This is a genomic window from Streptomyces sp. NPDC043680, from assembly GCF_056436685.1.
Genome location: NZ_JBWKCE010000001.1, coordinates 345,280 through 362,098, shown reverse-complemented (window position 1 = coordinate 362,098; position 16,819 = coordinate 345,280). Strand labels below are relative to the sequence as shown.

The following is a 16,819-nucleotide window of genomic DNA, read 5'->3' as shown; positions in this document are numbered from 1 at the left end:
GCCCGCGGGGAGCCCCCCCGCGGGAGTCCGCCCCCGCGTTACGCGAACGTCGCGGCCAGCGCCTCCGCCAGCCCGGGCACCAGGCCCCCGCCGGTGAGCACCTCGGTCGAGGAGTCCTTCTCCCGCAGCCGTACGGCAGACTCGCGCGATCCGTCGCGCAGCACGGCCACGGTCAGGCGCACCTCCTGCCGCTCCGGGTGGCCGGCGACCCACTTCGCCAGCTGCTTGTCGCCGAGCCCTTCCGGTACGGAGGCCTCCGCGGACGGCGGCAGCATCAGCCGCTCCACGGTCAGGGCGCAGCCGACGACGGAGTCGGGCCAGGCGATGGTGCCCAGGAACTTGTCGAGGGGGGTCCCGGCGGGCAGCTCTTCCTGCTCGATGGGGGTGAGGGAGGACTTGCCGGCGTCGTCCTGGTCGAGGCCGAGCTGGTTTGCGAGACGGGGCTCCTGCCTCTTGAGCTTGGCCGTGTCGACGAGGGCGAACAGCCGCGCGGGCTGGTCCCAGCCCAGGCCGGCCGCGTACTCGTCGATCTCAAGGCAGGCGCGGGTGAGCGGGCTGGCCGCCATCGGCGTGCCGGGGGAAGGGGAAACGTTGGACATGGACAACATCCTGCCTCGTTTCCACCCGATAACGGGAACTGACTAAAGCCTCAGTAAGTTGCATGAGTGGGCCCTACGATCGGGGGCCCAGCTTTTGAAATGCCCCATCACCAGACTCAGCGACTTTCGAGGTGCGCACCTTGGCTTTCCAGATGCCGGACCGCGGCGGAGGCCCCTCCGGGCCACGGATGAGAGTCGGCCGCCCCTCCCGGCGGTCCCGCACTCTTCTGATGACCTTGGGCGTGCTGGCCGTCCTGGGCATGGCGTTCGTCATGTTCGCGGGCTTCTGGACCGACTGGCTCTGGTTCCGCTCCGTCAAGTACTCCACCGTCTTCACCACCACCCTGTGGACCAAGATCGGCCTCTTCGCCGTCTTCGGCCTGCTGATGGCCGGCGCCGTCGGGCTGAACATCTGGCTGGCCCACCGGCTGCGGCCGCCGCTCAGCGCGATGTCGATGGAGCAGCAGAGCCTCGACCGCTACCGGATGAGCATCGCCCCGTACAAGAAGTGGCTGCTCTTCGGGATCGCCGCGCTCGTCGGCATGATCGCGGGGGCTTCGGCGGCCGGCCAGTGGAAGACCTGGCTGATGTACGTGAACGGGGTGCCCTTCGGCGAGAAGGACCCCCAGTTCCACCTCGACGTGTCCTTCTACACCTTCGAGCTGCCCTGGTACCGCTTCCTCCTGGGCTTCGGCTTCGCGGCGGTCGTGCTGTCCGTGATCGCCGCGGTCGTCGTCCACTACCTGTACGGCGGCCTGCGCGTGACCAGCCCGGGCGCCCGGGCCACCGCCGCCGCGACCGGGCACCTGTCGGTGCTGCTCGGCCTGTTCGTCACGCTCAAGGCGGTCGCGTACTGGCTGGACCGGTACGGGCTCGCGGTGAAGTCCAGCGACTTCAAGGCCGCCGACAACTGGACCGGCCTGCGCTACGTCGACGCGAACGCGTACCTCCCGGCCAAGACGATCCTCGTCGCCATCGCCGCCATCTGCGCCGTGCTCTTCTTCGCGACCCTGTGGCGCCGCACCTGGCAGCTGCCGGTGATCGGCTTCGGCCTGATGGTGCTCTCGGCCATCCTGATCGGCGGGCTGTATCCGGCGATCGTCCAGAAGTTCCAGGTCCAGCCGAACGAGCAGGCCAAGGAATCGCCGTACGTCGAGAAGAACATCAAGGCCACCCGCGATGCGTACGGGATCGACCGGTCCGAGGTGAAGGACTACCCGGGCGTGCCGCAGACGCAGGACAAGTCGAAGCTGCGGCAGGCCGCCGACACCACGGCCAGCGTCCGCCTCCTCGACCCCAACATCGTCTCCCCGGCGTTCCAGCAGCTCCAGCAGGTCAAGGGGTACTACGCCTTCCCGTCCACGCTCGCCGTGGACCGGTACAAGGGCCAGGACACCGTCATCGGGCTGCGTGAGCTGAACATCGGCGGCATCCCGAAGAACAACTGGATCAACGACCACTTCAAGTACACGCACGGATACGGCGTGGTCGCCGCCAAGGGCACCACCGTCGGCGACCAGGGCGCCCCCGACTTCACCCAGTCCGACCTGCCCTCCAAGGGCATGTTCGGCACCGACTTCGAGCAGCGCATCTACTACGGCGAGCAGACGAAGCAGTACTCGATCGTCGGCGGTCCGCAGAAGGAGCTCGACTACTCGGACGACAAGGGCGAGAAGGAGACGAGCTACCAGGGCGACTCCGGTGTCAACCTGGACAACCCGGTCAACCGGGCCGCGTACGCCCTGGCCTTCAGCGAGCCCCAGATCCTGTACTCCGGTGCCATCGGGGACGGTTCGCGGATCCTCTACCACCGCACGCCCAAGGAGCGCGTCGAGGCGGTCGCCCCGTGGCTGACCATCGACGGCGCCCCGTACCCGGCGGTCATCGACGGCCGGATCAAGTGGATCGTCGACGCCTACACGACGACGAACGGCTACCCCTACGCCTCGCGCACCACGCTGGGCCAGAGCACCGCGGACTCGCTGACCAACAGCCAGCGCGCGGTGGTGGCGCAGGAGAACCAGGTCAACTACATCCGCAACTCGGTGAAGGCGACCGTCGACGCGTACGACGGCACGGTCAGCCTCTACCAGTGGGACACCAAGGACCCGGTCCTGCGCACCTGGATGAAGGCGTTCCCCGGCACGGTCAAGACCAAGGGCGAGATCCCCAAGTCGCTCATGGAGCACCTGCGCTACCCGCAGGACCTCTTCAAGGTCCAGCGCGAGCTGCTGACCCGCTACCACGTCACGGACCCGCAGACCTTCCTCAGCGGCAGTGAGGCCTGGGCCGTCCCCGACGACCCGACGACCAAGGCCGGTACGGCCGTTCCGCCGTACTACCTGTCGATGAAGATGCCGGACCAGAAGGAGAAGGACCAGGTCTTCTCCCTCACGACGACCTTCACGCCCAACGAGCGGCCCAACCTGAGTGCCTTCATGGCGGTCAACGCCGATCCCGGCACCCCGGACTACGGCAAGATCAGCATCCTGAAGCTGCCGACCAGCAAGCCGGTCGACGGCCCGGGCCAGGTGCAGAGCAAGTTCCAGTCCGAGCCGAAGATCGCCGAGTCGATCCGGCTGCTGCGCGGCGGCGACTCCGAGGTCGAGTACGGCAATCTGCTCGCCGTGCCGCTCGACGGCGGAATGCTGTACGTGGAGCCGGTGTACGTGCGCAGTTCCGGGCTGAAGTACCCGCTGCTGCGCAAGGTGCTGGTGACCTACGGCGGCCAGACCGCGTTCGAGGACACCCTGGAGAAGGCGCTGAACGTGGTCTTCGGGGCGGAGGCGCCGACCGTGCCGACGACGCCGGTGACCCCGCCGGGCGACGGGACGGCCACGCCGCCGACCGCCCAGGACCCGACGGTCAAGGCCGCGCTCGCGGATGCCCAGAAGGCCGTCGAGGACGCAGAGAAGGCCCGCCAGGCCGGTGACTGGGCGGCGTTCGGCAAGGCGCAGGACGAGATCAAGGCGGCGCTGAAGCGGGCGATCGACGCGGAGGCGAAGCTCACGACCCCCAAGCCGGGGGGCTGAGCGCCCGGCGTAATGGCTCGGCCCCGCGTCGTGATACTGTGGTTTCACCGACGCGGGGTGGAGCAGCTCGGTAGCTCGCTGGGCTCATAACCCAGAGGTCGCAGGTTCAAATCCTGTCCCCGCTACTGAAGATGAAGGCCCGGATCCATGGGATCCGGGCCTTCGTCGTGCCCGGGACGGGTGCATGGGGAGCATGAGGTAGCTGGGGCGGGTGAGTTGGGGGCGGAGCGTGTTTGACTTATCTCTCTGTGGGCATGTCGACAAAACGCTGTAGTGACCTCACAGGCTGCGACATACCAGGTGTACGCGGGTAGCAGGTGATGCGACGATGGGATTTATGGGGGACAGGTCAACTCTGCTGGAGGCAGGGCGGTTTGTGAGGACGGCAGCCGCATCGGGCACAGAGGCCATGGAGGAGGCTCCGGTCGTTAACGCGCAGACCGCACTGACCGATGCGGATTTCGCGGAGGAAATGTTCGCCGAGACCGACCCGGCGAGCGACGCCGAGCTGGAGGCACGGCACCGGGTCGCGGCGGACCGGGGCGACCCGGGCGCGATGAGCGTGCTCGGGGCGCTGCTGCTGCGCCGCGGAGACCTGGACGGCGCCGAGCCGTACCTGAGGGGGGCCACCGCGGAGGGGGACCGCGCCGCCGCCAACAACCTCGGGGTGCTGCTGCTCCAGCGGGGCTACCCGGACGAGGCCGCCGGCTGGTGGCGGGTCGCCGCCGTGGCCGGCTCCGCGCCGGCCGCGCACGCCCTGGGCCGCCACTTCCGCGAACGCGGGGACGAGCCCGCCGCCGAGTACTGGCTGCGCCAGGCGGCGGAATCCGGTCATGCCCTGGGCGCGTACGGCCTGGCCGAGCTGCTGGAGCACCGCGGGGACAAGGGCGTCGAGCGGTGGTACCGCCAGGCCGCCGAACAGGGCCACCGCGAGGCCGCCTACCGGCTGGCCCGGCACCTGCGCAAGGGCGACCCCGCAGAGGCCGAGCAGTGGTACCGGCAGGCCGCCGCGCGCGGCCACCGGCGGGCAGCGCTGCACCTGGGCGCCCTCCTGGAGGCGCGCGGCGAGCTCAAGGAGGCCGCCCGCTGGTACCTGACCTCCGCCAAGCAGGGCGAGGCCAGGGCCGCGTGTGCGCTCGGCTTCCTGCTGCGCGACGCCGGTGACGAGGAGAGCGCCGTCGCGTGGTGGAACCGCGCCGCGCAGGACGGCGACGGCAACGCCGCGAACGCGCTGGGTGCGCTGCACGCCGCCCGGGGGGAGACCGAGACCGCGGAGAAGTGGTACCGGACCGCCATGGACGCGGGCGACCAGAACGGGGCGTACAACCTTGCTTTGCTGTGCGCCGCACAGGACCGGACCGCGCAGGCCGAGCAGTGGTACCGGCGGGCCGCCTACGCGGGGCACCGGGAGGCGGCCAACGCCCTCGCCATCATGCTGCTCCAGGTCGGCGACGCGGCCGGGGCGGAGCCGTGGTTCTCGAAGGCGGCGGAAGCCGGCAGCGTGGACGCCGCCTTCAACCTCGGCATCCTGTTCGCGAGCCGGGACGAGGACCGCACCGCCCTGAAGTGGTACGAGCGGGCCGCGTCCGCCGGGCACACCGACGCCGCGCTCCAGGTCGGCATCGCGCTGGTCCGGGACGGCGAGGAGCGGGCGGCCGAGCGGCACCTGCGGTGCGCGGCGGGCGGCGGCAGCGCCGAGGCCGCGTTCCGGCTGGCCGCGCTGCTCGAATCGCTGGCTCCGCCGCCGGAACCGGTGGCGCTGGGCGAGCCGGTGGGCGGAGCCCCGAAGACCGAGAGCGAGGAGTGGTACGAGCGGGCCGCGGAGCTCGGGCACCGCCGGGCGCAGGTGCGGGTCGGGATGCTGGCCGCCGCGCGGGGCGAGCTCGCCGCGGCCGCCCGGTGGTACCGGGAGGCGGCGGAGGCCGGCTCCCGCAACGGTGCCTTCAACCTCGGGCTGCTGCTCGCCCGCGAGGGGAACGAGCCGGAGGCGGCGCTGTGGTGGACCCGTGCGGCCGTCGCCGGCCACGGCCGGGCGGCGCTGCGGCTGGGGCTGCTGGCGGCCCGGCACGGGGATCTGGCGGAGGGGCAGAAGTGGTGCGTCCGCGCCATGGAGCTGGGGCCGGCGGAGGTCTCGGAGCGGGCGGCGCGGCTGCGCGACGCGCTGGCCGAGGAGCTGTCCGCCTGACCTGCGGCCGGGGCCCGAAGCCCCGGCCGCAGGTCCGCGCCCGTTAACCGATTTGCATGTGTCGCGGGGTGTCACGTAACGTTGGGTTTACCGACGCGGGGTGGAGCAGCTCGGTAGCTCGCTGGGCTCATAACCCAGAGGTCGCAGGTTCAAATCCTGTCCCCGCTACTGAAGGCTGAAGGCCTGGATCCTTGGATCCGGGCCTTCAGTCGTTTCCGGTCCCGTTCAGGTCTGCGCAAGGGGCCCCCTTCGGGCACGCGCAAAGGGCCGGGGGCTGCGGCCCCCGGCCCTGCTTGCTTTCCTCAGCGGCGTGCCGCGCCGCTCACGCGCCCGCGCAGTTCGGGCACAGGCCCCGGTAGGTCACCTCGACCGCCGACACCACGAAGCCGAAGCGCTCGGCGTCCGGCAGGTCGGCCAGCGGGTTGCCCGCCGGGTGGACGTCCCGGATCGAGCCGCACTGTGCGCAGACCAGGTGCTGGTGGGGCTGGTGGGCGTTCGGGTCGTACCGCTTGGCGCGGCGGTCGGTCGAGACTTCCAGTACCTCGCCGAGGGACACGAGCTCGCCCAGGGTGTTGTAGACGGTCGCGCGGGATATCTCGGGCAGCTTCTCCACCGCGCGCGCGTGCACCTCGTCCGCCGTCAGGTGAACGTGGTCACCGTCGAGCACCTCGGCCACGACACGCCGCTGTGCGGTCATGCGCCATCCGCGTCCGCGAAGTCGTTCCAGCAGGTCACTCATGGACACCAGCCTAACAGTGAGGGGATTCGGTGTAACTCCCGAATCAGTGCGGACTTGGATCCTTGCTTGACTTAGACAAAGTCCATCGTAGGATCGAGTACGGCAGAGGCCGAGGGCAGGACACGCAGGAATGACGCAGGAGGCGCACGTGACGCAGGGACCGCTCACCACGGAGGCCGGGGCGCCGGTCGCCGACAACCAGAACAGCGAGACCGCGGGCATCGGCGGCCCCGTCCTGGTCCAGGACCAGCTCCTGCTGGAGAAGCTCGCCCACTTCAACCGCGAGCGCATCCCGGAGCGCGTGGTGCACGCCCGCGGCGCCGGCGCCTACGGCACCTTCACCCTCACCCGTGACGTCTCGCAGTGGACCCGGGCGAAGTTCCTGTCCGAGGTCGGCAAGCAGACCGAGACCTTCCTGCGCTTCTCCACCGTCGCGGGCAACCTCGGTGCCGCCGACGCGGTGCGCGACCCCCGCGGCTGGGCGCTGAAGTTCTACACCGAAGAGGGCAACTACGACCTCGTCGGCAACAACACGCCGGTGTTCTTCATCAAGGACGCCATCAAGTTCCCCGACTTCATCCACACCCAGAAGCGCGACCCGTACACCGGCTCGACCGAGGCGGACAACGTCTGGGACTTCTGGGGCCTGTCGCCCGAGTCCACCCACCAGGTGACCTGGCTCTTCGGTGACCGCGGCATCCCGGCGTCCTACCGCCACATGAACGGCTACGGCTCCCACACCTACCAGTGGAACAACGAGGCCGGCGAGGTCTTCTGGGTCAAGTACCACTTCAAGACCGACCAGGGCATCAAGAACCTCACCCAGGCCGAGGCCAACCGGCTCGCCGGCGAGGACCCCGACTCGCACCAGCGCGACCTGCGCGAGGCCATCGAGCGCGGCGACTTCCCCAGCTGGACCGTGCAGGTCCAGATCATGCCGGCGGCCGAGGCGGCCGAGTACCGCTTCAACCCGTTCGACCTCACCAAGGTGTGGCCGCACGAGGACTACCCGCCGATCGAGATCGGCAAGCTGGAGCTCAACCGCAACCCGGAGAACATCTTCGCCGAGGTCGAGCAGTCGATCTTCTCTCCGGCGCACTTCGTCCCCGGCATCGGTCCCTCCCCGGACAAGATGCTCCAGGGCCGCCTCTTCGCGTACGGCGACGCCCACCGCTACCGCGTCGGCATCAACGCCGACCACCTGCCGGTGAACCGGCCGCACGCCACCGAGGCCCGCACCAACTCCCGTGACGGCTTCCTCTACGACGGCCGCCACAAGGGTGCGAAGAACTACGAGCCGAACAGCTTCGGCGGTCCGCACCAGATCGACCGACCGCTGTGGCAGTCCCTCTCGCTGACCGGCGGCACGGGCAACCACGCCGCGCCGGTGCACCGCGAGGACAACGACTTCGTCCAGGCGGGCAACCTCTACCGCCTGATGTCCGAGGACGAGAAGTCCCGTCTGATCGAGAACCTCTCCGGCTTCATCGCCAAGGTCTCCCGTGACGACATCGCCGAGCGGGCGATCAACAACTTCCGCCAGGCGGACGGCGACTTCGGCAAGCGGCTGGAGGCCGCGGTCCAGGCCCTTCGCGGCTGACCCGCTCGCCGAAAGCAGGAGGGCCGGACCCCGCGGGGTCCGGCCCTCCGGCGTTCACGCAGGGACGGTGCGGCGGGCGGGTGCCCAGCAGCGGATGACGTCACGGACGGACACGATGCCCACGGGGCCGCCGTCCTCCAGCACGATCAGATGCCGGAAGCCGCCGTGGACCATCGCCTCGGCGGCTTCCTGGACGGTGGCCTGCGGGGTGCAGAACACCACGTTGTTGGTGGTGTGGGTGCCCACGGTCTCCCGGTCGGGATCGTGGCCGGCGCCGATCGAGTTGAGGATGTCGCGTTCGGTGAGGATGCCGACGCCGCTGTGGTCGGGGTCGAGGACGACGGCCGCGCCGACGCGACGGCCGGACATCAGGCAGGCCGCCTGCCGGAGGGTGTGGGCGGGTCCGAGGGTGAGGATCACGGTGCTCATGGCGTCACGGACGAGCATGAAGAGAGCCACCTCCTGAGGAGAGTCCCTCCGCTGGAGAAAGCCTTCACAAGCGCACAAGCGGAGGAGTCCCAGATTCCCACGGGCACGGAGGGTCATCAAGAGGGCGCACCGGGTTGTCCGGGTGCAGGCCCGCGCCCGGCTCAGGCGCGGGGGCGCAGGTAGCCGAGCATCTCCTCGTGCAGCAGCCCGTTCGAAGCGGCCGCGTTCCCGCCGTGTACGCCCTCGACCCCGTCCAGGCTGGTGAAACGGCCTCCGGCCTCCTGGACGACGACCGCGACGGCGGCCATGTCCCACAGGTTCAGCTCCGGCTCGGCGCACAGGTCGAGCGAGCCCTCCGCGACCATCATGTACGGCCAGAAATCGCCGTAGCCGCGCGTACGCCAGCACTGCCGGGTCAGGTCCAGGAACCCGTCGAGCCGCCCCTGCTCCTCCCAGCCGCTCAGCGAGGAGTAGGCGAACGAGGCGTCGCCCAGGGAGGCCACCTTCGACACGCCGATCGGGGTGGTCCCGCCCAGCGCACCGCCGGCGTACGCGCCCGCGCCGCGCGCCGCCCACCAGCGGCGGCCCAGCGCCGGCGCCGAGACGACACCCACCACCGGCCGGAACACGCCGTCCGGGTCCTCCTGCATCAGCGAGATCAGGGTCGCCCAGACGGGGACACCGCGGACGTAGTTCTTCGTACCGTCGATCGGGTCCACCACCCAGCGGCGCGGGCCGCTGCCCTTGAGCCCGTACTCCTCGCCCAGGATCGCGTCGGCGGGCCGCGCGGTCCCGATCCCGGCCCGGACGACCTCCTCCGCGGCCTGGTCGGCCTCGCTCACCGGAGTCATGTCCGGCTTGGTCTCGACCTTCAGGTCGAGGGCGCGGAAGCGCTGCATCGTGGCGGCGTCCGCCGCGTCGGCGAGCTCAAGGGCAAGGCGCAGGTCATCGTCATACTCGGGCATGGCCGAACAATATCGAGACTGCCCGGGCCCGGCGAACGGCGTTCACGGAGCGGCCGGCAGGCGCCCTTGACAGGATCTGTCGACCCGTCAACTCTGGCGGGAAGGCCCAGCGGGGAAAGCGGAGCGGGGAGGCGCGGATGCCGGCAGCCCGGGAGTCCTTGCTGGAAGCGGCGGGAGCGGCGCTCGCGACGCGCCCCTGGCCGTCGGTGCGGATGGTCGACGTGGCTGCCGCCGCCGGGGTGTCCCGGCAGACCCTCTACAACGAGTTCGGCGGCAAGGCGGGCCTCGGCCGGGCCCTGGTGCGGCGGGAGGCCGACTGGTACCTCGACGGGGTGGACCGGGCCCTGCGCTCCCCGGCGGCCGGCGGCGAGCGCCTCGCCTCGGTCGCGGAGTGGACCGTGCGGGCGGCTCGCGCGCGTCCGCTCGTACGGGCCCTGCTGACGGGGTGCTGGGACGGGAACCTGCCGGTGCCGCCCGGCCAGGGGGCGCGCCCGGGGGTCCCGGCGCCCGGCCCCGGAGAACTGGCGCGGGCCGTCCGCGACCGGGCCTCGGCCGCGCTGCGGCCGGGGGAGGGGGCGCAGCGCTTCGAGCTCGCCGTACGCCTCGCGCTGTCCTACGTGATAGCCCCCGGGGAGGAACCGGGGCTCGGGGAGCTGATGCGCCTGCTGCGGCTGCTCAGTGAGCCGAGCCCGACAGCTGGAGGCCGATGACCCCGAGGATGACCAGCGAGATCGAGACGAGCTTGAGGGTGGAGACCAGGTCGCCGAGGAAGACCATGCCGTAGATGGCCGTTCCTGCGGCGCCGATGCCCGTCCACACCGCGTACGCGGGACCCACGTCGAGTTTCTTCAGGGCGAGCGTCAGCAGGCCGAAGCTGCCGAGTGCGAAGGCGGCGAAGGCGATGGTCGGCCACAGGCGGGTGAAGCCGTGGGACAGCTTGAGGCAGACCGCGAAACCCGTCTCCAGGAACCCGGCCACCACGACCAGCAGCCACGCCATGGCGTATGCCTCCCCGTGTCACGTGACGTCGCATCACTTCGGGCGCTCGTGCATCGAGTGCATCACGACAGACTTGACCCTTGGCAAACGCGGCCAAACCCCGTCGGGCGCTCAGTCCCCTTCGCGGCGCTCGCGCGTCTCCAGCAGCCGCCGCAGCGAATACAGCCGGGCCGGGTCCGCGTGGCCGTCCTGTACCCACTGGTCGAGCGCGCAGTCCGGCTCGTCGTGGCTGCACGCGCGCGGGCAGCCCTCCGTGCCCGGGACGAGGTCCGGGAAGGCCAGGATCACCCGGGACGGGTCCACGTGGTGCAGGCCGAAGGAGCGCACACCGGGGGTGTCGATGACCCAGCCGTCGCCCGAGGGCAGCGGCAGCGCGAGCGCCGAGGTGGTGGTGTGCCGGCCGCGGCCGGTCACCGCGTTGACGTGGCCCGTGGCGCGCTGGCGCCCCTCGGCGACGAGCGCATTCACCAGGGTGGTCTTGCCGACGCCCGAATGGCCGACGAAGGCGGTGATCCGGCCGGTCAGCCGCTCCCGCACCCGGTCCGCCGCATCACCGTTGGCCAGCTCCTCGCGGTTGGTGACCACGTAGTTCAGGCCGAGCGTCGAGTAAATCTCCAGGATCTTGTCCGCGGAGGTCAGATCGGACTTGGTCAGCACCAGCAGCGGTTCCAGCCCGGCGTCGTACGCGGCCACCAGACAGCGGTCGATCATGCGGGGCCGCGGCTCCGGGTCGGCCAGCGCCGTGACGATCGCCAGCTGGTCGGCGTTGGCCACGACCACGCGCTCGTACGGGTCGTCGTCGTCTGCGGTGCGCCGCAGCACCGACTTGCGCTCCTCGATCCGCACGATCCGCGCGAGCGTGTCCTTCTTGCCGGTCAGATCGCCCACGATCCACACCCGGTCGCCGACCACCGCCGCCTTGCGGCCCAGCTCGCGGGCCTTCATCGCGACGATCGTGCGGTCTTCGACCAGACAGGTGAGCCGACCGCGGTCCACGGTCAGGACGAAGCCCTCGGCCGCGTCCTCGTGCTTGGGCCGGATGCTCGTTCGCGGCCGGTTGCCCTTGGGATTGGGGCGGGAGCGGATGTCGTCCTCGTCGGTGTGCTTGCCGTACCTGCGCATGACCGGCCCTACGCTCCCGCGCTCCGCGGAGCTCGGCCGAGCATGTCGGCCCACATCCTCGGGAAGTCCGGCAGGGTCTTCGCGGTCGTCGCCACGTTCTCGATCTGCACGCCCTCCACGGCCAGGCCGATCACCGCGCCCGCGGTGGCCATCCGGTGGTCGTCGTAGGTGTGGAACACCCCGCCGTGCAGCGGGCGCGGGCGGATGTGCAGGCCGTCCGCGGTCTCGGTGACCTCGCCGCCGAGCCCGTTGATCTCCGCGGTCAGGGCCGCCAGCCGGTCCGTCTCGTGCAGCCGAAGGTGTGCCACCCCGCGCAGGGTGGAGGGGGAGTCGGCGAGCGCGGCCACGGCGGCGATGCCGGGGGTCAGCTCGCCGACCTCGCCCAGGTCCACGTCGATGCCGTGGATCTTGCCGCTGCCGGTGAAGACCAGCCCGGCGTCGGTCAGCTCGCAGGATCCGCCCATCTCCGTGAAGATCCGGCGCAGCTCGTCGCCGGGCTGCGTGGTGCGCAGCGGCCAGTCCGGGATGGTCACCGTGCCGCCGGTGATCAGGGCCGCCGCCAGGAAGGGCTGGGCGTTCGACAGGTCCGGCTCCACGATCATGTCGCGGCCCAGGAGGGCGCTCGGCGCCACCCGCCACACGTTCGGCTCGCCGCCTGCCTCCGGGGTGTCGACCTGGGCGCCCGCCGCCCGCAGCATCTCCACCGTCATCCGGATGTGCGGCATCGAGGGCAGGGTGGTGCCGACGTGGCGGACCTCGACGCCCTGGTTGAACCGGGGAGCGGACAGCAGCAGCGCCGAGATGAACTGCGAGGAGTTCGAGGCGTCGATCTCGATCGTGCCGCCCTCCAGGGCCCCGCCGCCCTGGACGGTCATGGGCAGGGAGCCCCGGCCGTCGTCGTCGATCCGGGCGCCCAGCGCGCGCAGGGCGTTGATGACCTGCCCGAGCGGACGCTCGTAGGAGCGCGGGTCGCCGTCGAAGCGGATGTCGCCCGCGGCGAGCGTGGCGACCGGGGGCAGGAAGCGCATGACCGTGCCCGCGTTGCCGACGTCGACGGTGGCCGGGCCGTGCAGGGCCGCCGGGATGATCCGCCACGCCTCGCCACCGGCCTGGCCGCCGGAGCCGGAGCCGGAGCCGGAGCTGGAGGAGACGGTCTCCTCGATGCCGACACCCATCGCACGCAGCGCATCGGCCATCAGCCGGGAGTCGCGCGAACGCAGCGGGCGGCGCACCCAGCCGGGCTCGGCGGCGAGCGCCGCGAGCACGAGGGCTCGGTTGGTGACCGACTTCGACCCGGGCACGGAGACGGTGGCCTGGACGGTTCCGTCGGCGAGCGGCGCGGGCCAGAGGGCGGGGAGAGCGGGGGTCTCGGTCATGTCGACCACTTTAGTGGCTCGCCAGGGCTCCAGATCTTGATCGTGGCCCGTGCGGGGCCCCGTCTCAGAGGCCGAGAAGCCAGCGCCCGCCGCCGATGAGCGAACACAGTGCGACGGCGTGGAAGAGGAGCAGCCAGGCCACCGGATGGACGTGGGTGAGCCGGCCGAGCTGGTCGGCGTCGGAGTCGGGGGCTCCGCCGTGCCGGCGCATGGCGCCCAGCTCGAAGACCGGCCGTACGCCGCCCAGCAGCAGGAACCACACCACGGCGTACGCGAACAGGGCCTGCACCTCGGCGGGGGTCTGCCAGGACACCAGCACGAAGGTCCCGCCGACCAGCAGCACCGTCAGGACGCCGTACGCGTTGCGGATCATCACCAGCATCGCCACCAGCAGGGCCGTCGCCGCCCACAGCAGCACCGTGATCCGGTGGGCCGACAGCAGTGCGGCCCCGCCGAGGCCCAGCAGCGAGGGCGCCGTGTACCCGGCCGCGGCGGTCAGGACCATCCCGATCCCGGTCGGCCGGCCCCGGCTGAGGGTGACCCCGCTGGTGTCCGAGTGCAGCCGGATGCCGTCCAGCTTGCGTCCCGTCAGCAGGGCCAGCAGTCCGTGGCCGCCCTCGTGCGCGATGGTCACGGCGTTGCGGGACAGCCGCCACACCGGGTGGGGCGCCACGGCGCATAGTGCGAGCACGCCCGTCACGATCACCACCCACACGGGGGGCGAGGCCTGTATGCCGGTGAGCCGGTCCCACAGACCGGCGGCCGTCGTGGTGCTGTCCATAGAGTGGCGGACTCCTTGCGGTGGTGGTCGGGTCGCATGGCAGTGTGGCAGCCATGTGCGGACGGTATGCAGCGAGTCGCAGGCCCGAGGACCTGGTCGAGCTCTTCGGCATCGAGAAGTGGGAGCCCGAGGAGACCCTGGCCCCCGACTGGAACGTGGCGCCGACGAAGGAGGTCCACGTCGTCCTCGACCGTCCCCTGAAAGACGCCGCGGACCCGCGTCCGGTTCGGCAGCTGCGCGTCCTGAAGTGGGGGCTCGTCCCCTCCTGGGCCCAGAACCCCGACGGCGCCGCCCGCATGATCAACGCCCGGTCCGAGACGCTGGCCGAGAAGCCGTCCTTCCGCCGGGCCTTCGCACAGCGCCGCTGCATCATCCCTGCCGACGGCTATTACGAGTGGGTCACCGCCCACGACGAACGGCAGCTGGAGGTCGAGGGGAAGAAGAAACGGGCGCGCAAACAGCCCTACTTCGTGCTGCCCGCCGACGGCACCGTCTTCGCCATGGCGGGGATATACGAGTTCTGGCGCGACCGGACCCTGCCCGACCAGCACCCGCTCGCCTGGCGGGTGACCTGCTCGGTGATCACCACGGAGGCCGAGACCGGACCGCTGGCCACGGGGCCCGCCGAGGGGCCGCGCTCCCTGTCCGAGATCCACCCGCGGATGCCGCTGATGCTGACCCCGGACCGGTGGGACCGCTGGCTGGACCCCGCGGACACGGACACCGAGGGCTCGCTGCGGGACCTGCTGGCGCCGCCTCCGGGCGGGCTGATGCGGGCGTACCCGGTGTCCACCGCCGTGAGCAGCGCGCGCAACAACGGGCCCGAGCTGCTGACGGAGCTCGCCGCGCCGGAGGAGGGCACGCTCTTCTGAGGAGCGGCCCGGGGCAGGATGGGCCCCATGACCACCCGCACCGAGAGCGTCGACACCCCCGCGGGCCAGGCCCGCATCACCTGGCACACCGCCTTCGGAGCCTCCCTCGTGCTCGCCGTCGGTCACGGCGCGGGCGGCGGGATCGAGGCGCGGGACCTGCAGGCGCTGGCCGGCGCCCTGCCCGCGCTGGGCACCACCGTGGCCCTGGTCGAACAACCCTGGCGGGTCGCCGGGAAGAAGGTCGCCGCCGCGCCCAAGGTGCTGGACGAGGGCTGGCGGGGGCTGTGGCCCGCCCTGGCGGCACCCGGCCTGCCGGTGGTGGCCGGCGGGCGCAGCGCCGGGGCGCGGGTGGCCTGCCGGACCGCCGCCGAGCTGGGTGCCGTCGGCGCCCTGGCCCTGGCGTTCCCGCTGCACCCGCCGGGGCGGCCCGAGAAGTCCCGCGCCGGGGAGCTGCTCGGCGCGGGGGTGCCCACGCTGGTGGTGCAGGGCGGCCGGGACCCCTTCGGACGCCCGGAGGAGTTCCCGCCGGCGGCCGGGCAGACGGCGTACGAGCTGGTGGAGGTCCCCCACGGCGATCACGGCTTCGCGGTGCCCAAGAAGGCGGACCTGACCCAGGACGGGGCGCTCCGGGTGATCACGGAGGCGGTCGCCGGATGGCTCGGCGGGCTCCCGCGGTGACCCGGGCCTCCCCGCCGACCTGACAGGGTCCGTACGGCCCGTGCCCGCGCGGGAATGCGCGACCCGGCCGCTCTGTTGTGCCGGATGTCAGAACGCACGGAACCCGTCGGAGGAGAGGGAGCGCATGACCCAGGTCATCAGCCAGGAGCGTCCGCAGGTCGCCGGCCTGGGGGCCCCGTCCAGCGGCAGCTGGGGGAGGACGGTCCTGCCCGCGCCCAAGCGCAGCCCGCTTCGGGCGGCGGAAGGCCGGGATGGTCGACTATTCTCCGATTCGAGCGGGTCCGCTTTCGGAGCCGTCACGCAGTCGGAGGAGGTGGGTCCTGTCGCTGGGACCGACGAAGGCCACGCGGAGGAAACGACCCCGGAGCGCAATGCGCGCTTCGAGAGGGACGCCCTCGGCTACCTCGACCAGATGTACTCGGCCGCCCTGCGCATGACGCGCAACCCGGCCGACGCCGAGGACCTGGTCCAGGAAACGTATGCGAAGGCGTACGCGTCCTTCCACCAGTTCCGCGAGGGCACCAATCTGAAGGCGTGGCTTTACCGCATTCTGACCAATACGTTCATCAACTCCTACCGCAAGAAGCAGCGCGAGCCGCAGCGCAGCGCCGCGGAGGAGATCGAGGACTGGCAGCTGGCGCGCGCCGAGTCGCACATGTCGACGGGGCTGCGTTCCGCGGAGTCCCAGGCGCTCGACCACCTGCCCGATTCCGACGTGAAGGAAGCGCTTCAGGCCATTCCGGAGGAGTTCCGCATCGCGGTCTATCTTGCCGACGTAGAAGGCTTTGCGTACAAGGAGATCGCGGACATCATGGGTACACCCATCGGTACGGTCATGTCCCGACTGCACCGTGGCCGCCGTCAACTCCGCGGAATGCTGGAGGACTACGCCCGTGAGCGCGGGCTGGTCCCGGCCGGCGCGGGAGAGTCGAACGACCTGAAAGGCTCGGGCTCATGAGCTGCGGAGAGCCGCACGAGACGGAGTGCTCGGAGGTACTTGACCACCTCTACGAGTTCCTGGACCACGAGATGCCGGACAGTGACTGCACGAAGTTCGAAACACACTTCGGCGAGTGCAATCCCTGTCTGGAGAAGTACGGCCTGGAGCAGGCCGTGAAGAAGCTGGTGAAGCGCTGCTGCGGGTCGGACGACGTGCCCAGCGACCTGCGGTCGAAGGTGATGGGGCGGATCGAGCTGATCCGGTCCGGTCAGGCCGTCCCCGACCACGACGTCACCGCGGATCCCGCCACCGGCTGAGCTGACCAGTTGACCAGCTGACAGCTGATGGGACAACCGCCCCTGGAAGACCCCTTCGTTCACTCGAAGGTGCTAATCCGGGGGCGCCCGTACGGCGCAATACGAAAATGTGGCCCACTTCGCAAGGGGCCCCACTTATTCTCCCCAAACGGTGCTGGTTGGATCGGTACCTGATGTGCACGGCA

At 71.1% G+C, this 16,819-nt stretch carries 16 protein-coding genes and 2 tRNA genes; 10 read left to right on the top strand and 8 right to left on the bottom strand.

The genetic code is table 11. The annotated features are described in order from the left end of the window. Positions 1 to 38 precede the first annotated feature (38 nt). A complete protein-coding gene (locus tag AC0666_RS01615) occupies positions 39 to 608 on the bottom strand; it encodes a PPA1309 family protein (RefSeq protein ID WP_468963232.1) in 570 nt (189 codons plus the stop codon). 143 nt (positions 609 to 751) lie between these two features. Between AC0666_RS01615 and AC0666_RS01610 the strand changes: the two genes are divergently transcribed. The 4 genes from AC0666_RS01610 to AC0666_RS01595 all read left to right on the top strand — a co-directional run bounded on the left by AC0666_RS01610 (position 752) and on the right by AC0666_RS01595 (position 5,984). Further along, on the top strand, positions 752 to 3,631 hold the full coding sequence (locus tag AC0666_RS01610) for a UPF0182 family membrane protein (RefSeq protein ID WP_468581577.1): 2,880 nt from the start codon (positions 752 to 754) through the stop codon (positions 3,629 to 3,631). Between the two features lie 51 nt (positions 3,632 to 3,682). Continuing rightward, positions 3,683 to 3,756: transfer RNA gene (locus AC0666_RS01605), tRNA-Met, on the top strand. A gap of 212 nt (positions 3,757 to 3,968) precedes the next feature. Next, on the top strand, positions 3,969 to 5,816 hold the full coding sequence (locus tag AC0666_RS01600; RefSeq protein WP_468581522.1) for an SEL1-like repeat protein: 1,848 nt from the start codon (positions 3,969 to 3,971) through the stop codon (positions 5,814 to 5,816). A 94-nt stretch (positions 5,817 to 5,910) separates the two neighbouring features. Continuing rightward, positions 5,911 to 5,984: transfer RNA gene (locus AC0666_RS01595), tRNA-Met, on the top strand. A gap of 154 nt (positions 5,985 to 6,138) precedes the next feature. On the opposite strand, the gene AC0666_RS01590 is transcribed toward AC0666_RS01595, so the two are convergent. Further along, positions 6,139 to 6,555 carry a Fur family transcriptional regulator gene (locus tag AC0666_RS01590; protein ID WP_468581521.1) on the bottom strand — a complete coding sequence of 139 codons (417 nt, stop codon included), beginning with the start codon at positions 6,553 to 6,555 and terminating at the stop codon, positions 6,139 to 6,141. A 130-nt stretch (positions 6,556 to 6,685) separates the two neighbouring features. On the opposite strand from AC0666_RS01590, the gene AC0666_RS01585 reads away from it, so the two are divergent. Beyond that, the gene (locus tag AC0666_RS01585) at positions 6,686 to 8,155 is read left to right on the top strand and encodes a catalase (protein WP_468963233.1); all 1,470 of its coding nucleotides are present in this window, start codon (positions 6,686 to 6,688) and stop codon (positions 8,153 to 8,155) included. Between the two features lie 54 nt (positions 8,156 to 8,209). Here AC0666_RS01585 and AC0666_RS01580 read toward each other — a convergent pair whose 3' ends face one another. Together AC0666_RS01580 and hisN are read right to left on the bottom strand one after the other, a co-directional pair. Then, positions 8,210 to 8,602 carry a CBS domain-containing protein gene (locus AC0666_RS01580; protein WP_361717752.1) on the bottom strand — a complete coding sequence of 131 codons (393 nt, stop codon included), beginning with the start codon at positions 8,600 to 8,602 and terminating at the stop codon, positions 8,210 to 8,212. Positions 8,603 to 8,745: 143 nt separating this feature from the next. Next, positions 8,746 to 9,549 carry a histidinol-phosphatase gene (gene hisN, locus AC0666_RS01575; RefSeq protein ID WP_468963234.1) on the bottom strand — a complete coding sequence of 268 codons (804 nt, stop codon included), beginning with the start codon at positions 9,547 to 9,549 and terminating at the stop codon, positions 8,746 to 8,748. Positions 9,550 to 9,686: 137 nt separating this feature from the next. Here hisN and AC0666_RS01570 point away from each other — a divergent pair, with 137 nt between their 5' ends. Next, a complete protein-coding gene (locus tag AC0666_RS01570; protein ID WP_468963235.1) occupies positions 9,687 to 10,259 on the top strand; it encodes a TetR/AcrR family transcriptional regulator in 573 nt (190 codons plus the stop codon). Here the strand turns inward: AC0666_RS01570 and AC0666_RS01565 are convergent. The 4 genes from AC0666_RS01565 to AC0666_RS01550 all read right to left on the bottom strand — a co-directional run bounded on the left by AC0666_RS01565 (position 10,225) and on the right by AC0666_RS01550 (position 13,827). Continuing rightward, positions 10,225 to 10,548, bottom strand: coding sequence for a DMT family transporter (locus AC0666_RS01565; protein WP_361717761.1), 324 nt, complete (start codon positions 10,546 to 10,548; stop codon positions 10,225 to 10,227). The two genes, AC0666_RS01570 and AC0666_RS01565, sit on opposite strands and share 35 nt — an antisense overlap. 111 nt (positions 10,549 to 10,659) lie before the next feature. Beyond that, positions 10,660 to 11,670 carry a ribosome small subunit-dependent GTPase A gene (gene rsgA / locus AC0666_RS01560; RefSeq protein WP_468963236.1) on the bottom strand — a complete coding sequence of 337 codons (1,011 nt, stop codon included), beginning with the start codon at positions 11,668 to 11,670 and terminating at the stop codon, positions 10,660 to 10,662. Between the two features lie 8 nt (positions 11,671 to 11,678). Further along, on the bottom strand, positions 11,679 to 13,046 hold the full coding sequence (gene aroA, locus AC0666_RS01555; protein ID WP_478706906.1) for a 3-phosphoshikimate 1-carboxyvinyltransferase: 1,368 nt from the start codon (positions 13,044 to 13,046) through the stop codon (positions 11,679 to 11,681). Between the two features lie 64 nt (positions 13,047 to 13,110). Continuing rightward, positions 13,111 to 13,827 carry a M50 family metallopeptidase gene (locus AC0666_RS01550; protein ID WP_478706905.1) on the bottom strand — a complete coding sequence of 239 codons (717 nt, stop codon included), beginning with the start codon at positions 13,825 to 13,827 and terminating at the stop codon, positions 13,111 to 13,113. 53 nt (positions 13,828 to 13,880) lie between these two features. On the opposite strand from AC0666_RS01550, the gene AC0666_RS01545 reads away from it, so the two are divergent. The 4 genes from AC0666_RS01545 to rsrA all read left to right on the top strand — a co-directional run bounded on the left by AC0666_RS01545 (position 13,881) and on the right by rsrA (position 16,634). Continuing rightward, on the top strand, positions 13,881 to 14,699 hold the full coding sequence (locus AC0666_RS01545) for an SOS response-associated peptidase (protein WP_468963239.1): 819 nt from the start codon (positions 13,881 to 13,883) through the stop codon (positions 14,697 to 14,699). A 27-nt stretch (positions 14,700 to 14,726) separates the two neighbouring features. Beyond that, the gene (locus AC0666_RS01540; RefSeq protein WP_468963240.1) at positions 14,727 to 15,377 is read left to right on the top strand and encodes an alpha/beta hydrolase family protein; all 651 of its coding nucleotides are present in this window, start codon (positions 14,727 to 14,729) and stop codon (positions 15,375 to 15,377) included. A 313-nt stretch (positions 15,378 to 15,690) separates the two neighbouring features. Further along, positions 15,691 to 16,335, top strand: coding sequence for a sigma-70 family RNA polymerase sigma factor (locus AC0666_RS01535; protein WP_008741505.1), 645 nt, complete (start codon positions 15,691 to 15,693; stop codon positions 16,333 to 16,335). Further along, entirely contained in the window at positions 16,332 to 16,634 is a 303-nt protein-coding gene (gene rsrA, locus AC0666_RS01530) for a mycothiol system anti-sigma-R factor (RefSeq protein ID WP_383504660.1), read from the top strand. The genes AC0666_RS01535 and rsrA overlap by 4 nt, the downstream gene beginning before the upstream one ends. The last annotated feature ends 185 nt before the right edge of the window (positions 16,635 to 16,819 follow it).

Bases quoted from the DNA above. Each gene is read 5' to 3' on its own strand.
- aroA (WP_478706906.1), bottom strand. From the start codon at position 13,046: ATGACCGAGACCCCCGCTCTCCCCGCCCTCTGGCCCGCGCCGCTCGCC.
- AC0666_RS01545 (WP_468963239.1), top strand. From the start codon at position 13,881: ATGTGCGGACGGTATGCAGCGAGTCGCAGGCCCGAGGACCTGGTCGAG.
- AC0666_RS01540 (WP_468963240.1), top strand. From the start codon at position 14,727: ATGACCACCCGCACCGAGAGCGTCGACACCCCCGCGGGCCAGGCCCGC.
- AC0666_RS01570 (WP_468963235.1), top strand. From the start codon at position 9,687: ATGCCGGCAGCCCGGGAGTCCTTGCTGGAAGCGGCGGGAGCGGCGCTC.
- AC0666_RS01550 (WP_478706905.1), bottom strand. From the start codon at position 13,827: ATGGACAGCACCACGACGGCCGCCGGTCTGTGGGACCGGCTCACCGGC.
- rsrA (WP_383504660.1), top strand. From the start codon at position 16,332: ATGAGCTGCGGAGAGCCGCACGAGACGGAGTGCTCGGAGGTACTTGAC.
- AC0666_RS01615 (WP_468963232.1), bottom strand. From the start codon at position 608: ATGTTGTCCATGTCCAACGTTTCCCCTTCCCCCGGCACGCCGATGGCG.
- AC0666_RS01600 (WP_468581522.1), top strand. From the start codon at position 3,969: ATGGGGGACAGGTCAACTCTGCTGGAGGCAGGGCGGTTTGTGAGGACG.
- hisN (WP_468963234.1), bottom strand. From the start codon at position 9,549: ATGCCCGAGTATGACGATGACCTGCGCCTTGCCCTTGAGCTCGCCGAC.
- AC0666_RS01585 (WP_468963233.1), top strand. From the start codon at position 6,686: ATGACGCAGGAGGCGCACGTGACGCAGGGACCGCTCACCACGGAGGCC.
- AC0666_RS01565 (WP_361717761.1), bottom strand. From the start codon at position 10,548: ATGGCGTGGCTGCTGGTCGTGGTGGCCGGGTTCCTGGAGACGGGTTTC.
- AC0666_RS01590 (WP_468581521.1), bottom strand. From the start codon at position 6,555: ATGAGTGACCTGCTGGAACGACTTCGCGGACGCGGATGGCGCATGACC.
- rsgA (WP_468963236.1), bottom strand. From the start codon at position 11,670: ATGCGCAGGTACGGCAAGCACACCGACGAGGACGACATCCGCTCCCGC.
- AC0666_RS01610 (WP_468581577.1), top strand. From the start codon at position 752: ATGCCGGACCGCGGCGGAGGCCCCTCCGGGCCACGGATGAGAGTCGGC.
- AC0666_RS01580 (WP_361717752.1), bottom strand. From the start codon at position 8,602: ATGCTCGTCCGTGACGCCATGAGCACCGTGATCCTCACCCTCGGACCC.